This window comes from uncultured Tateyamaria sp. (genome assembly GCF_947503465.1).
Lineage (GTDB): Bacteria > Pseudomonadota > Alphaproteobacteria > Rhodobacterales > Rhodobacteraceae > Tateyamaria.
Genome location: NZ_CANNDN010000001.1, coordinates 1,080,127 through 1,094,827, shown reverse-complemented (window position 1 = coordinate 1,094,827; position 14,701 = coordinate 1,080,127). Strand labels below are relative to the sequence as shown.

Below are 14,701 nucleotides of genomic sequence, written 5' to 3'. Positions count from 1 at the left end.
GAACTGGTTTCGGGTCACCCGGCGCGGGTGGTCGTGTCAAAACGCACCACCATGACTTGATCAGGTGCGGATGCCTGCAAATTTTTCCTGCCAGGCGGCGCGATCCTCGTCGCTGATTTTCGCGAACAGGTTGTCGGGCACTGCAAAGCTGTCGCCAGCGGCCAAAAGGTCCAGTGCGTCAGCGCACGCAGTCGGCCAATCCGTCTCCGAGACACCCAAGGCAATGTGCATCTGGGCGGCGGCATCCGGGATGAAGGGCGCAGACAATGTCGCATAAAGGGCGATCAGGTTGAGGCCAAGGCGTATTTGCATCGCGGCCTTGTCACTGTCTTCCTTGATCGTTGCCCAGGGTGCTGCCGCCTGCAGATATTCATTGCCGGACACCCAGATTGCGCGCAACTCCTGTGCCGATTTTCGCACCTCCATCGCGTCCATGAAGCCAGCGTACCGGGCGATGCGTGCGTCCAGATCCGCGATCAAAGCATGTTCCTCGGGTCCGTATTGCCCTCCCGCGGGAACCTCTTCGCCGAATTTGGATCGGCAGAACTTGGTCACCCGGCTGACAAAATTGCCCAGAACATCCGCCAGGTCCTTGTTCACCCCTTGCTGGAAAAGGTCCCATGTAAATTCGGAATCCGACGTTTCGGGACAATTCGACAACAGCCACCAGCGCCAGTAATCGGCAGGCAGCAATTCAAGCGCCTGATCCATGAACACGCCGCGCCCCTGGCTGGTTGAGAACTGGCCGCCATCATAGTTGAGGTAATTGAACGACTTGAGGTGGTCGACCATCTTCCACGGTTCGCCCGACCCCAGCAGAGTTGCGGGGAAGCTGAGCGTGTGGAACGGCACGTTGTCCTTGCCCATGAACTGGGTATAGCGCACATCATCCGCGCCCTTGTCGGTACGCCACCACCGTTCCCAATCGGCGCCGCCCTGCGCATCGGCCCATTCGCCCGCGCAGGCGATGTATTCGATCGGCGCGTCGAACCAGACGTAAAACACCTTGCCCTCCATGCCCGGCCAATCCGCATCGCCACGCTTGACCGGGATGCCCCAATCCAGATCCCGCGTGATCCCGCGGTCTTGCAGTCCGTCGCCATCATGCAGCCATTTCTTGGCAATTGAGGTGGTCAGGACGGGCCAATCGGTCTTGCTGTCGATCCACGCATCCAGGTCATCCTTCAACGCCGATTGGCGCAGGTACAAGTGCTTGGTTTCGCGCACTTCCAAATCGGTTGAACCGGAAATGGCGCTGCGCGGTTCGATCAGGTCCGTCGGGTCCAACTGCTTGGTGCAGTTTTCGCATTGATCGCCGCGGGCTTTGTCATAGCCGCAATTCGGGCAGGTCCCCTCGATATAGCGATCAGGCAGGAACCTGCCGTCGGTGTGCGAATAGACCTGCTTTTCAGTGACTTCCCGGATCAACCCGGCCTCGGCCAGGCGCCCGGCGAAATGCTGGGTCAGCGCATGGTTCTGGTGCGACGAGGAGCGTCCGAAATGGTCAAAGGAAAGTCGGAACCCTTTGGCGATCTCCGCCTGAATGGCGTGCATTTCGGCACAATATTCGGCGACAGGTTTGCCTGCTTTTGCCGCCGCCAGCTCGGCCGGTGTGCCGTGTTCGTCGGTGGCACACAGAAACAACACCTCGTGCCCGCGTGCGCGTTGGTACCGTGCGTACAGGTCGGCGGGCAACTGGCTGCCCACAAGGTTTCCAAGGTGTTTGATCCCGTTGATATAGGGGATCGCTGAGGTGATGAGATGACGCTGCATATCCGGCCCTTGCATGGTTGCGGCCCATGTAACAGTGCGGTGCCTCGTGGAAAAGGCCTCTTACCGCTTGTCCCGGCTGCGCCCGGTCAGCCGCCCGATCAGGAACGATGTGCGGGGCGCATACACATAGCGGGTGCGTTCAGCCGGTGTCGCGCGTGCGCGCATTCGTGCCAACCCAAAGACGATCAGAACCCCGTGCCCCACGGCGATCATGGCAAAAAGCGCGGGCGGGCCAAAGGCTTCGATCAGGGCTGATGCGGTAAGAGGCGCGGCAATTGCCCCCAATGCAAAATAGAACATGAGGGCCGCGGACAGTTCGACCCGTTCCGAGGTATCCGCAAAGTCATGCGCGTGCGCTGCGGCAACCGAGTAGATGGGAAAGGTCGTCAGGCCAAAGACGCCAGCCGTCAGCATGATCCCGGCGGGCTGCAGGTCGGTGGCAAGGGCGGTGACGGCGCAGCTGCCCATTGCAGCCGCTGACAGCCAGATCAGGACCCAGCGCCGGTCAAATTTGTCGGCAAGCCAACCCACGGGATATTGCGCCAGGGCCCCGCCCAGCACGAACGCCGCAAGGAACCAGGCGATCTGCTGGGCCGAAAGCCCGACTTCCTGCCCATAAATGGGCCCCACCATGCGGAAAGATGCGCTGGACAGCGCGGCCACGATGACCCCCGCGGCCGCCAGGGGCGAGCGTTGGGCTGCAAGGCGCGGGCGCAGGCGTGGGGCCGTGGGCGTCTCGGGTTGCTTGACCTTGGTCAGGGTCAGCGGCAGCAACGCCGCGCAACACACGATCGCCAGCAGGTTGTAGCTGACATAGCTGGCCGGTTCGAGCACGCCGATGACCAACTGCGCGGCCAGTGATGCGCCCATGTCCATCACACGGTAGACCGCCATCGTCCGTCCGCGGGTTTCATTGGTGACCTTGGCCTGCAACCACGCCTCGATCACCGTGTAGCACCCGGCAACGCACATGCCGGATGCGATCCGCATCACGGCCCATGCGACGGGATCGACAATCATCATATGTGCGATCAGTCCGATGGCGCCGGTTGCGGTGAACGCGGCAAAGGCGCGGCTGTGGCCGACGCTGCCCATCAGGCGCGGTGCACACCAGCATCCGATGAAAAACCCCAGAAAATGCGCGGACCCAAGCAGGCCAATCTCTTGCCGCGTAAAGTCGAGGGCAAGGCCGGACAACGCATCCAGAGGACCAAGCGCGCCCGAACTGAGTTGCAACAGGATGACCGAGAGAAACAGGGCCGCGAAGGAAATGAGCATACGCATGGCCCGCCCGTTGTGGCGCAGTCTGCGGTCAGTGCCTAGTGGGGATTCGACGCGCGCGCGTCGTTTTCAGCCTGCTGCCCTGATTTCTGCGACGATGTCGATCCCGACCGTATCTTCGACAAGATCGGCATAGCCCGTGGCGCCGAAATCGCGGCGATTTACCCGCCCCTTGAGCATGACCGTCAATGCGCTGAAGTCATCCGTGCTGCTGCCGCGGGTGCGAAACAGGCCGGCGTCGAACCTGACGCGGCGGGTCACGCCACGCAGCGTCAGATCGCCTTCCAGCGTGGCCCCGTCCGAGATACGGCCCCCGGGCCCAAGCGTCACGCGTGTTGATCTGAACCGCGCGGTGGGGTGCGTTTTGGCATCCAGCACCGAAGCGGATTTCAGCGCTTCGGTGGCAAAGATCAACCCGGTGCGGGCGCGGCGCACATCCGCGCTGACCAGTGCGGTCGATGCTGACAGGTTGCCGGGATCAATGCTGAGATCCGCCTGGTTGACCGGCACCGTGCCTTTGACCGGCGCACCGTTCAGCATGAAGGTATACGTGATGGTCGCCCCGCCCGTTGCCAGGCGGTAGGGGGTCGGCGCGGCCCAGCTGATGCCGGGGCTGATGGGGGCAAGGGCCGCGAGGGCACCCAGCATCATGTGACGACGGTTCATGTCGGTCTCCTCTTCGCGAGCATGTTGAATAGGTAACACGCGCGCCCGGCATTTAGTCGGATGTCACGCAGCCTTGATCGAAGCGGAGATGCGGGGCAGGGGCTGATCGGGGTGCCGCGTGACTTCCCAGGCCTGTTCGGGCGCCGTGCGGGCCCGCAGCCGTGTCATCCGCCAGCGCCCGGGACTGCCCCTGTGATCGGGGGCCAGATGCCAGCGGCTTTCGACCCCTTGCGCGCCGCCCATGCCAGGGGTCAGCAAGAGGCCAAGAGGTGCGTTGCCCTTGCCCGCCCCCCCGTTTTCCGCTGCCAGATGCATACGCCGCACCGGGGTCAGCCCCGGCAGCCCCGGCAAATCACCGATGGCTAAAGGGGCCGTGCCGAACCGCAACACTTCCTCCATACTCCACAACACATCATCGGGACGCTTGGCATGCACCAGGATCAGGCGGGCAGGGTCGACAAATGGCATGAGCCCGCACGGGTTCAGCGTTTCGATGCCCCAATCCGGGGTAATCCAGATGACCGGCCCCCGGGTCTGCGCCACAAGCCACAGGGCAAAGCGGTGCCGGGCAGGCCCGCAGGCTTCGTGCACCCGGCCCAATGCCAGTCCGTGCCCCAACCCCTGATGTGCGCCGTCGGGCAGAAGGGGCAGGCAAGGCGTTTCGCGGGTCCGGGTCCGATGGGCAAGAGAAACAGGGAGCGGCATGGGACAGAGTATACATGTTCTTATTTTGTTCTCAATCCTGAACTGGAAAGGGCCGCCCCGCTTTTTGGGCTTGTCCCCCGGCAAAGCGCCGTTAGGGTCGGCGCCGCCAAGACAGGAGGGCACGGGATGGAAAGACGCGCATTGGGCCGCACCGGGATCGAGGTGTCAACGCTGTGCCTGGGGTCGATGACCTGGGGCACACAGAACACAACAGAGGAAGGTCACGCCCAGATTGACCGCGCGCTTGAGGTCGGCATCGACTTTGTCGACACGGCCGAAATGTACCCCGTCAACCCGATCGCCAAGGACACGATTGGCCGCACCGAAGAGATCATTGGCAAATGGTTCGAACGCGGTGGCGCACGGGACAGGATGATCCTTGCCTCCAAACACTCCGGGGCCGGTATGCGCCATGTGCGCGACGGTGCCGATATCTCTGCCGACACCATACCAGGCGCGGTCGAAGGGTCGCTGAGGCGTCTTCAGACCGATTACATCGACCTGTATCAGTTTCACTGGCCCAATCGCGGCAGCTACATGTTCCGGCAAAACTGGACCTATGATCCCTCGGGTCAGGATCCGGCCGCCGTGCGCCAGAACATGGACGATTGCCTGGGCGCGCTGCAACGCGAAGTGGATCGCGGCACCATCCGTGCCTTCGGCCTGTCCAACGAAAGCGCATGGGGCACAGCGCAATGGCTGGCTGCCGCCGACCGGACGGGCGGGCCACGTGTCGCTTCGGTTCAGAATGAATATTCGCTCATGTGCCGTCTCTACGACACGGATATGGCCGAGCTGAGCCTGAACGAGGATGTCGGACTGCTGTCTTTTTCGCCGCTGGCGACCGGGCTGTTGACCGGAAAGTATCAGGGCGGTGCCGTGCCATCCGGGTCACGCCTGTCGCTGAGCCCCGATCTGGGCGGGCGCAAGACGGAGCGGGCGTTCGAGGCGGTGGACGGCTATCTGGCCGTGGCGCGCAAGCACGGATTGGACCCCAGCCAGATGGCGCTTGCCTGGTGCGTGACGCGGCCCTTCATGTGCTCGGTCATCTTTGGTGCAACGACCATGGATCAGCTTGAGGTGGCCATTGGTGCCGCTGACCTGACCCTCAGCGATGAGGTGATGGCGGATCTGGACATGGCGCACCGCGCGCACCCGATGCCGTACTGAATACAGCCGCACATGGTGCGAAAAATGACGGGATTGGTCCCCGTATTTCGTTTTCGGACAAGACTGCGCACGGCGCGATGACACAGTGCCATCAAAACCGGGGAGGACACCGATGCCGTTGACCATGAACCGCGAGGTTTTCATTACCTGTGCCGTGACCGGATCGGGCGGAACGCAGGACCGCAGCCCGCATGTGCCCCGCTCGCCCGCGCAGATTGCCGACAGTGCCATTGCCGCAGCCAAGGCGGGAGCGGCGGTGGTGCATTGTCATGTCCGTGATCCCGACACGGGCGCACCCAGCCGGAAACTTGAGTATTACCGGGAGGTTACGGACCGTATCCGGGATGCGGACGTCGATGTTGTCCTGAACCTGACCGCGGGTATGGGGGGCGACATGGTGTTCGGGGACACCGAGGTGCCATTGCCTTTGAAAGACGCGGGCACCGACATGATCGGCGCGACCGAACGGGTGGCGCACGTGGCTGCATGCCTGCCGGAAATCTGCACGCTCGACTGCGGCACGATGAACTTTGCCGAGGCCGATTACGTCATGACCAATACGCCCGGCATGTTGACGGCCATGGGCCGGATGATGACCGAACTGGGCGTGAAGCCAGAGATCGAAGCCTTTGATACCGGGCATCTTTGGCATGCAAAACAACTGGTTAAGGATGGTGTTCTGGACGCGCCCGCCCTGGTGCAGCTGTGCATGGGCGTGCCGTGGGGCGCGCCGGATGACCTGAACACCTTCATGGCGATGGTCAACAACGTGCCGGAGGACTGGACCTTTTCGGCCTTTGGCCTTGGGCGCAACCAGATGGCCTATGTCGCGGCGGCGGTGCTGGCGGGTGGCAATGTGCGCGTCGGGCTTGAGGACAATCTGTGGCTTGAAAAAGGGGTGCTGGCCGAGAACTGGCACCTGGTCGAACGGGCGTGCACCATCATCGACAACATGGGTGCGCGGGTCATGGGACCGGCAGAGGTGCGGGAGAAACTGGGCCTTACCAAGCGGGCCCCGAAACAGTGAAATCCGCTGTGCACACCCTGTGCACAGAGTGTGCACAGCCCGTACACCGTTTGGGTGCATCTTGCCGAGGGCAAGGCGGATGATGGCAGGCATGCTTGTCCTTGGGGGATTGCCGCTTGTCGCCGGGGGCACGGCCTATCTTGCGGCCCGCGCCGTGTGGTGGATGGGCATCGCGGGGACACTGATTGTCGCGACGTGTCTGTTCGTGCTGACCCCGATCCTGGGGCCGTTTGCGGGCGTCTCGGTCCCGGTGATCGCCGCGCTTCTGTTCGGGATGCTGTGCAGCCTGATCGGGCGGCTGGTCAGCACCCGACCCCACATGATCGCAAGTGCCGTGTTCCTGCTGAGTTTTGCCCTGGTGGCGGCGATTTGGGGCGCGAGCCATACCGGCGGACTGTAGAGAAGGACAAACGAGATGACACAAACGGCGGCCATCATCGGCGGTGGCGTGATTGGCGGCGGTTGGGCCGCGCGGTTCCTGTTGAACGGCTGGGATGTGCGGGTGTTTGACCTTGACCCCGACGCAGAGGCCAAGCTGGCGCCGGTACTGGCGCAGGCGCGCCGGGCGTTGCCGAGCCTTACCGACGTGGCCTTGCCCCCCGAAGGATGCCTGAGTTTTCACACCGATCTGGCGGAGGCGGTCAGCGGCGTGACCTGGATACAGGAAAGCGTGCCGGAACGGCTGGAGATCAAGCACAAGGTGCTGGCGGAGGTGCAGGCCGCGTGCCCGGACGATGCGGTCATCGGATCGTCCACGTCGGGTTTCAAACCCAGCGAGTTGCAGGACGGGGCCGCGCGGCCCGGACAGATCATGGTGTGTCACCCATTCAACCCGGTCTATCTGATGCCGTTGATCGAAGTGGTTCCATCGCCGCATACCGATCCGGCGTTGGTGGAAAAGGCCGAAGCCATCTTGCGGTCGCTGGGTCATTTTCCGTTGCGCGTGCGCAAGGAAATCGACGCGCATATCGCGGATCGGTTCCTTGAGGCGGTCTGGCGCGAGGCGCTGTGGCTGGTCAAGGACGGGGTCGCCACGACCGAAGAGATCGACGAGGCCATTCGCATGGGCTTTGGCATCCGCTGGGCCCAGATGGGGTTGTTTGACACTTATCGCACCGCGGGCGGCGAGGCGGGGATGCGCCATTTCATGGCGCAGTTCGGGCCCGCGCTGAAGTGGCCGTGGACCAGGTTGATGGATGTGCCCGAGTTCACCGATGATCTGGTGGAGTTGATCGCAGGTCAGTCTGACGCGCAATCCGGCCACATGACCATCCCCGAGATGTTGAAGGCCCGCGACGACAATCTTGTTGCCATGATGCGGGCCCTGAAGGCCAACGATTGGGGCGCTGGCGCGGTTATGAACGCACATGAGGCGCAGTTGCGGGAGGGCACCGTTCTGGGCGCGCATGCAGATGCCCTGGATGACGTGACCCAGCCCATTCTGACAGTGCGGCGCGCGGTGCCGCTGGATTGGACCGATTACAACGGCCACATGAACGAGGCACGGTACTTGCAGGCCTTCGGCGATGCGTCGGACCGGTTCATGGCGCTGATCGGCTGCGATGCCGATTACATCGCCACCGGCGGCAGCTACTTTACCGCCGAAACCCATATCCGGCATGTGGACGAGGTGCATGCGGGCACCCTGATCGAGGTGCGCACGCGCGTTCTGGCCGGGGCCGACAAAAAGCTGCACCTGTTCCACGAGATGTTTGATGGCACGCGGCTGCTCGCGACTGGGGAGCATTTCCTGCTTCATGTCAGCCTGGAGACGCGCCGCCCGTCCGAGCCTGCACCCGCGATTGTCCACGCGTTGGCGCGCATTGCGCAGGCCCATGCGGGATTGCCGGTGCCGGAGGGCGCTGGTCGCGCCGTGGGGCAGCGCCCCTAGGCGGATGTGATCCGATTGAGCGCCTGACGGCGCGTTCCCGTCTTGACCGTCCGTCCGCTTCGCCACGGCCCGTGTCGCCTCAGGCAACCAGGGTGCGCAGGCTGTCGAGGTGATGCGGGAAATCGCGTGCCGTGAACGAGGCCTGACGGATCAGCGTGTCGAAATGCAGTGACAGGGTTTCGATCCGCTCGCGGTCGCGGAAAGCCATGTAGTGCCCGCCGGTATAGATCACCGCCAGCAACGGGCCGAAGAGGGTGATGGGGGCCGAATACAGTTTGCGTTGATCAAAGAGATAGAGCCGCAGCCTTGGGTAGAGCTGGTTGGACAGATCAAGCAGTTGATCCAGTTGCTGGTGCCGAATGTCCGCCGGCAGATCGGCGTAATAGCCTGTGCCCGTGGCAAAGCTGTGCAATTCGTAGATCGGCAGGGCGATTTCATAGTCGGATTGGGCGGATCGCATCCAGTTCAATCGATCCCGCGAGGCGTTGATGGCCTGTGTTGTCGTGCGGCCCAGATGCGGGCGATACTCCCACTCGAGCATGTCCTGCGTTTTCAGCATGTCGGGCAGTCCGGCGGGGACGTGGCGGATCTTGTACCCTGCGGCCTCTTGATGCCACGAGAAGATCCGTTCGTCGATCAGGGCGCGGGGGGCTTCGGTCAGCGTGAGGGCGGCGGCGGTCAGGGCCGCGGCACTTTCGGGTCGGTCCGACAGGCCTAGCAGCCAGTCCGCGGAAATGCCAAGCGCCTGCGCACAGGCCCCGACCACCTGCGCGCCCGGCAGGCGCGCGCCATCGTCGTTCAGCGCCTGGCTGATGGTAGAGCGGTCTGTCCCGATCAGGCGCGCCAGCGCGCTTTGGGACATGTTCTGGTCCCGCATGGCGCGCGCCAGTCGGGTGCGGAATTGCGCGGCGCGGAGCCGTTTGTCTACTATTTCCAACATATGATGATATTTATCTGCGTCTGCCAAGAATGTTAACTCAATTCGGAATTCGCGGCGGTCCTTGATCACGCTAGCGTGACCGCACTGCATTTCTCGGAGATTTGACAATGCCCGCCCGCCGGTCCTCCCGACGCTTGCCCTTTGATCGACCGTTGCAGATCGAATGGATCACGCTGGGGCTTTGGTCTGGATGTGTCGTGTTGTGGGGTGTTGCGGTGTTTGTGCTGCCCGGTGGCTGGGCGGTGATCCTGTTGGCCCTTGTCCTGGCGTTGCACGCGTCGATCACGCACGAGGTGCTGCACGGCCACCCGTTCCCGTCCCGGATCGCAAGCGAGATGCTGGTGGTCGTGAACCCCGGTCTGTTCATCCCCTATCTGCGGTTTCGGGACACGCATCTGGCGCATCATCAGGATGCGAACCTGACGGACCCTTATGACGATCCCGAAACCAACTATGTGGACCCGGCCGTCTGGGCGCGGATGCCCGGTATCCTGCGCCTTGTCTTGCAGGTGAACAACACGCTGGCGGGCCGGATGGTGCTGGGGCCGATTGTGGCGCAGGTCAGCTTTGTACGACAGGACGTAGGCGCGATCCTGCGCGGTGACCGACAGGTGCTGCGTGGTTGGCTGTTGCATGTGCCCGGTGTCGTTCTTGTGCTGGCGGTGGTCTGGGCCAGCCCGATGCCTGTGTGGCTGTACCTTGTGGCGTGCTATGCGGCTGTGTCGATCCTGAAGATACGGACGTTCCTGGAACATCAGGCCCATGCGCGCGCGCGCGGCCGGACCGTTATTGTCGAAGACCGCGGCGTTTTGGCGTTTCTCTTTCTGAACAACAACTTCCACGTTGTGCATCACATGCATCCACGGGTGCCCTGGTACCGCTTGCCCGGCCTCTACCGCGCGAACCGGGATCGGTATCTGACCTGCAACGAGGGCTATCGCTATGCCTCCTATCGCGAGGTGTTCGTGCGACACTTCCTGAAGGGCAAGGACCCCGTGCCGCATCCGCTCTGGTCCCCGGATCACTGAGCAGCCATTAAGGGCCATGACCCTCTGGATCCCGATTACGGTGGCTGCGGCCCTGTTTCAGACGTTGCGCTTCATGCTGCAGCGCCAGTTGTCGCTGGGCACGTTGAGCGCGACAGGCGCCACGTTGGCGCGGTTCCTCTATTCGTCGCCCCTGGTTGCGGTTCTGATCCTTATCTACATGGGTGCCACGGCGCAGGCCTGGCCCCGGTTCGGCGTGGCGTTCTGGGGATATGGCGCCATGGGCGGGCTGGCCCAGATCCTTGCGACCGTCGCGACCGTGCGCCTGTTCCAGGCGCGCAATTTCGCGGTGGGGATCACGTTCAAGAAAACCGAGGTCATGCAGGCCGTGCTGGTTGGTTGGGTCCTGTTGGGGGATGTGGTCAGCCCGATGGGCTTTGCCGCCATTGGCCTGGGCCTTGTCGGAGTGCTGCTTTTGTCGGCGCCGCCGGACATGGTGCGGTGGGGATGGCGGGACCTGGCCAATCGGTCAACCGCGCTGGGGCTGATGGCGGGGTTGTTCTTTGCCGTGTCGGGCGTGTGCTATCGCGGGGCGTCGCTCAGCCTTGAACTGTCCGATCCGCTGGCGCGGGCGGGCGTGACACTGGCGGCTGTCACCGCCATGCAGACCGTTGCCATGCTGGTGTGGTTGCGGTGGCGCGACCCGGGGCAAGTGGCTGCGGTGTGGGCGGCGCGGCGCATCGCGGTGTGGGTGGGGCTGATGTCCATGGCCGGATCATTTTGCTGGTTCACCGCCTTCACCTTGCAAAACGCGGCCTACGTGAATGCCGTCGGTCAGGTCGAGCTGGTGATGAGCGCGCTGGTGAGTGTCTTGATTTTCAAGGAAAAGATCACGGTGCGCGAAGGGTTGGGCATGGCTGTGTTGCTGGCCTCGATCCTGCTTTTGATCACGGTGATCTAGTCTGGCATCTTGTGTCCGCGCAGGCGCAGGAACAGGCTTTCTTCGTCATCGTTCCTGAAATAGGGCACGCTGGCTGGCGGTGCCCGGTCCGCAACGCGGGCGGCAATTTCGGCCAGCACAACCTCGGTGATAAAGGGCATGTCGAAGCCGCGCACATCGTCCAGCCCAACCCATTGCAGATGCGACAGCTCGTCCGAGGCCTGCGAGAAATCGTCGGGATCCGAGGCAAGGTCATCGGCATCAATCAGGAAAAACCGTGCATCGAAGCGGCGGGGCCGACCCGGCGGGGTCAACGCCCGAAAGACGAACTGAAGGGGGGCGGCGTGGGGGCGGTGACCGGTGGCCGCAAACTGCGTCCAGTCGGCGGGCGCATCCGGCCATGCGCCCGGTGCGCCCAGGACCTGGCCCGTTTCCTCGAACAGCTCGCGAATGGCGGCGGCGGCCAGGGCCGGCACAAGGGCGGCATCCCCGTCTTCGGCAAGACGCGCGTCGTTTGGAGCCGTCAGCGGCGTGGCCAGCGGGATATGGTGGTCGTCCGCGTCAACCGCGCCACCGGGAAAGACGAACTTGTTCGGCATGAACACCGCCTTGGCCCCGCGCTGGCCCATCAGGATGCGCGGTGTCGTCAAGCGGTCGCGCAGCACGATCACGGTCGCGGCATTGCGGATCTGGGTTTTGTCCTGAGGTGTCATGTCGCCCCTTCTTGGCCGGTTTCCGCGCCGGGGCGTTGCCTACCCGGCGGGGCCGAAGCCGCCCATCTGCCTGGCCCATTGGAACCCCACGATGGCCCCCTTGAGCCGTGGCAGAAGGTAAAGCGACAGGCCCACGCAGCCAACCGCAAAAATCGTGAACAGCACCAGGGGTTCCGGCCGCCACGTGACAAAGACCAGGTGCAGCAGGGGCGCCATGAGGTGCCCAACCAGCAGGATTGTCAGATAGGCAGGTCCATCATCTGCCCGCGCGTGGGTGTAGTCCAGCTTGCAGACCGGACAGGTGGCACCAAGCTTCAGGTACCCTTTGAGCAGGTGCCCGTTGCCACACCGGGGGCATCTGCGCCGCCACCCACGCAAAAGCGCGGGCCGCAGGCGCCGTTGCGGGGCATTGGTAAAGCTGGTCTGCTCGGGTCGCATGGCATACGCCTTTCTGAATGGTGGAACTGTGCCGGGGTGGATGGCGAAACGGAATGGCGCAATCTGTCCTTGCGTCCCGATGTCGCGTTCGCCGGGGCAGGTCAGGGCGGCCGCCAAAACTTTTTTCGACGGAACCGGGCCCGGGGGGCGTTTGAAGGGGCATAGGGTGGCAGGATGATCCTGCTGCCGCAGAGGCAAGAACGGAGAATGATCCATGCAACGCAGTACCTTTATCGCCGCCATCGCCGCCGCAGCCATCGGGCTGACCACAATGTCCGCCATGGCACGCGACCGCGGTCCCGACTTTTCGGCCCTGGATGCCGATGGCAGCGGGGAAGTGACCCTGCAGGAAATGCAGGCCAGCGCCCAGGCGCGCTTTGACGGTGCCGACACGGACGGCGACGGGTTTTTGTCGTTGGCTGAACTGGAAGCACGCAGCGCGGACCGTGCCAAGGCGCGTGCCGAACGTGTCCTGTCGCGCCTTGATGCCAACGAAGATGGCAAGCTGTCTGTCGAGGAAATGCAGAACACCCGCCGTGATCCGGCCCGGTTCTTTGACCGTCTGGATGCAGACAACAGCGGCGGCATTTCGCAAGAAGAGTTCGAGCAGGCGCGCGCGGAATTCCGCAAGCGCGGTCCCAGGTTGCGCGACAACTGAAGCCGTTTGGCCCCATCCCTTGTTTGCTGGGGTGGGGCCGGGCAGTGTTCCGGGACGATGACGATGCCATTTGACGCCCAATCCCACGAGGATGACGCCGCATTGCTGCTGCGCTATGCGCGGGGCGATGCGGCGGCGGCACGTGCATTGACGGTGCGGCTGGTGCCGCGGGCGCAGGCGCAGGCCTTTCGCATGCTGGGCGACCGGGCCGAGGCCGAGGACGTGACGCAAGAGGCCATGTTGCGTCTGTGGCGCATGGCACCGGATTGGCGCAGCGGCGAGGCGCAGGTGTCGACATGGGTGTTCCGCGTTGTGTCCAACCTGTGCACGGACCGCTTGCGCAAGCGGCCGCGCGCGGGCATTCCGCTGGAGGACGTGGCCGAACCCGAAGATCCGGCACCGGGTGCCGAAGCCCGTCTGCAAGACACGGCACGCCATGCTGCGGTGCGCGACGCCATGGCCGTCTTGCCCGAACGACAGCGGCTGGCCCTGACCCTGCGCCATTTCGAGGGCGCATCGAACCCGGAGATTGCCGAGGCGTTGGGTGTCAGCGTCGAAGCCGTGGAAAGCCTGACAGCGCGCGCCAAACGTGCCCTGGCCAGCGCATTGAAAGGGCGGGAATCCGCCCTTGGATATGAAGGATGATGGATATGACCCAAGGTTCCAAATCACCTGGCCCCGACCGGATCGAAGCGATGCTGGACGACATGTCGGCCCTGCCCGTGCCGGAGCCTTCGCCGGATCTGATGGCCCGTGTGTTGGCCGATGCGCAGGCCCATCTGCCCGCGCCAGGAGGTGGCCGCCCCCAGGCGCGGATGTGGCGACAGATCATAGGTGGCTTGGGGGGATGGGGCGCTGTTGGCGGTCTTGTCGCGGCCACGGCGACCGGATTTGTCATTGGCCTGGGCGCCTTGGACACAACCGGTGTCGATGCGCTGTGGACCCTTGGATACGACGCGGATTATGACACCGACCTTGGTCTTGATGCCTTTGGCTGGGCCCTGGAGGAGGGGTAGGAATGGCGGACACAGATATCACACGGCGCGTCCCCTTGTGGGTCAAGGTCCTGCTGACGCTGTCGTTGGCCATCAACCTGGCCGTGGCGGGGCTGGTTGTGGGGCTCGCGGTGCGCGGTGGGCCCTTGGGTGGAAAGGGCCCGGGCATGGGTTATGCGATGCCGTATGTGCTGGCGTTGCCCAAGGAGGACCGGCGCGCGGTCTTTGGTGCGGTGCGCAATGATCCCGATCTGCCGGGGCGCAGCGCCCGCAGGGCCACCTATCGCGACATGCTGGATTTGCTGTCCGCTGACACGCTTGACACCGCGGCGGTCAGGGCGGTTCTGGCGCGGCAGGCCGCGAGTGTCGGACAGGTGCAATCGGTGGCCCAGTCTGCATGGCTGGAAAAAGTTGCGGCCATGTCGGTGCAGGACCGGCGCGCCTACGCGCAACGGGTGCAGGAGGTGATCTCGAGAGGGGGGCGCGGCCGGCCCGGGCCGGGCAAGCGCGACTGATCA

17 protein-coding genes are annotated in these 14,701 nt (G+C 63.9%); 10 read left to right on the top strand and 7 right to left on the bottom strand.

The annotated features are described in order from the left end of the window. Positions 1-60: 60 nt before the first annotated feature. From metG to Q0844_RS05625, 4 genes are all read right to left on the bottom strand, one after another. Entirely contained in the window at positions 61-1,773 is a 1,713-nt protein-coding gene (gene metG / locus Q0844_RS05640) for a methionine--tRNA ligase (protein WP_299042941.1), read from the bottom strand. A 60-nt stretch (positions 1,774-1,833) separates the two neighbouring features. Further along, on the bottom strand, positions 1,834-3,057 hold the full coding sequence (locus Q0844_RS05635) for an MFS transporter (protein WP_299042939.1): 1,224 nt from the start codon (positions 3,055-3,057) through the stop codon (positions 1,834-1,836). 66 nt (positions 3,058-3,123) lie between these two features. Beyond that, the gene (locus Q0844_RS05630) at positions 3,124-3,720 is read right to left on the bottom strand and encodes a YceI family protein (RefSeq protein ID WP_299042937.1); all 597 of its coding nucleotides are present in this window, start codon (positions 3,718-3,720) and stop codon (positions 3,124-3,126) included. 63 nt (positions 3,721-3,783) lie between these two features. Beyond that, the gene (locus tag Q0844_RS05625) at positions 3,784-4,425 is read right to left on the bottom strand and encodes a hypothetical protein (RefSeq protein WP_299042935.1); all 642 of its coding nucleotides are present in this window, start codon (positions 4,423-4,425) and stop codon (positions 3,784-3,786) included. 126 nt (positions 4,426-4,551) lie between these two features. Between Q0844_RS05625 and Q0844_RS05620 the strand changes: the two genes are divergently transcribed. From Q0844_RS05620 to Q0844_RS05605, 4 genes are all read left to right on the top strand, one after another. Beyond that, on the top strand, positions 4,552-5,595 hold the full coding sequence (locus tag Q0844_RS05620; RefSeq protein ID WP_299042934.1) for an aldo/keto reductase: 1,044 nt from the start codon (positions 4,552-4,554) through the stop codon (positions 5,593-5,595). Positions 5,596-5,707: 112 nt separating this feature from the next. Then, positions 5,708-6,622: a 3-keto-5-aminohexanoate cleavage protein gene (locus tag Q0844_RS05615; protein WP_299042933.1), complete on the top strand. Its 915-nt coding sequence runs from the start codon at positions 5,708-5,710 to the stop codon at positions 6,620-6,622. A 79-nt stretch (positions 6,623-6,701) separates the two neighbouring features. Beyond that, positions 6,702-7,022, top strand: a complete 321-nt coding sequence (locus Q0844_RS05610) for a hypothetical protein (RefSeq protein WP_299042932.1) — start codon at positions 6,702-6,704, stop codon at positions 7,020-7,022. Positions 7,023-7,037: 15 nt separating this feature from the next. Continuing rightward, positions 7,038-8,513 carry a carnitine 3-dehydrogenase gene (locus Q0844_RS05605; RefSeq protein WP_299042931.1) on the top strand — a complete coding sequence of 492 codons (1,476 nt, stop codon included), beginning with the start codon at positions 7,038-7,040 and terminating at the stop codon, positions 8,511-8,513. 79 nt (positions 8,514-8,592) lie between these two features. On the opposite strand, the gene Q0844_RS05600 is transcribed toward Q0844_RS05605, so the two are convergent. Then, the gene (locus Q0844_RS05600; protein ID WP_299042929.1) at positions 8,593-9,453 is read right to left on the bottom strand and encodes a helix-turn-helix transcriptional regulator; all 861 of its coding nucleotides are present in this window, start codon (positions 9,451-9,453) and stop codon (positions 8,593-8,595) included. Between the two features lie 134 nt (positions 9,454-9,587). Here Q0844_RS05600 and Q0844_RS05595 point away from each other — a divergent pair, with 134 nt between their 5' ends. Both Q0844_RS05595 and Q0844_RS05590 read left to right on the top strand, forming a co-directional pair. Continuing rightward, complete coding sequence (locus Q0844_RS05595) at positions 9,588-10,481, top strand: fatty acid desaturase (protein ID WP_299042926.1); 894 nt, start codon at positions 9,588-9,590, stop codon at positions 10,479-10,481. A 16-nt stretch (positions 10,482-10,497) separates the two neighbouring features. Further along, a complete protein-coding gene (locus Q0844_RS05590) occupies positions 10,498-11,400 on the top strand; it encodes a DMT family transporter (protein WP_299042924.1) in 903 nt (300 codons plus the stop codon). On the opposite strand, the gene Q0844_RS05585 is transcribed toward Q0844_RS05590, so the two are convergent. Together Q0844_RS05585 and Q0844_RS05580 are read right to left on the bottom strand one after the other, a co-directional pair. After that, positions 11,397-12,092, bottom strand: coding sequence for an NUDIX hydrolase (locus Q0844_RS05585; RefSeq protein ID WP_299042921.1), 696 nt, complete (start codon positions 12,090-12,092; stop codon positions 11,397-11,399). The two genes, Q0844_RS05590 and Q0844_RS05585, sit on opposite strands and share 4 nt — an antisense overlap. A 39-nt stretch (positions 12,093-12,131) precedes the next feature. Then, the gene (locus Q0844_RS05580; protein WP_299042919.1) at positions 12,132-12,530 is read right to left on the bottom strand and encodes a DUF983 domain-containing protein; all 399 of its coding nucleotides are present in this window, start codon (positions 12,528-12,530) and stop codon (positions 12,132-12,134) included. A gap of 214 nt (positions 12,531-12,744) precedes the next feature. Between Q0844_RS05580 and Q0844_RS05575 the strand changes: the two genes are divergently transcribed. Genes Q0844_RS05575 through Q0844_RS05560 form a run of 4 tightly spaced genes read left to right on the top strand, consistent with a single transcriptional unit; the run spans position 12,745 to position 14,698 of the window. Beyond that, positions 12,745-13,188 (top strand): EF-hand domain-containing protein, encoded by a 444-nt coding sequence (locus tag Q0844_RS05575; protein WP_299042917.1) that lies wholly within the window; start codon positions 12,745-12,747, stop codon positions 13,186-13,188. Between the two features lie 57 nt (positions 13,189-13,245). Continuing rightward, the gene (locus Q0844_RS05570) at positions 13,246-13,833 is read left to right on the top strand and encodes an RNA polymerase sigma factor (RefSeq protein WP_299042915.1); all 588 of its coding nucleotides are present in this window, start codon (positions 13,246-13,248) and stop codon (positions 13,831-13,833) included. A gap of 5 nt (positions 13,834-13,838) precedes the next feature. After that, entirely contained in the window at positions 13,839-14,204 is a 366-nt protein-coding gene (locus Q0844_RS05565) for a hypothetical protein (RefSeq protein ID WP_299042913.1), read from the top strand. 2 nt (positions 14,205-14,206) lie between these two features. Then, positions 14,207-14,698, top strand: a complete 492-nt coding sequence (locus Q0844_RS05560) for a periplasmic heavy metal sensor (protein ID WP_299042911.1) — start codon at positions 14,207-14,209, stop codon at positions 14,696-14,698. Positions 14,699-14,701 lie beyond the last annotated feature (3 nt).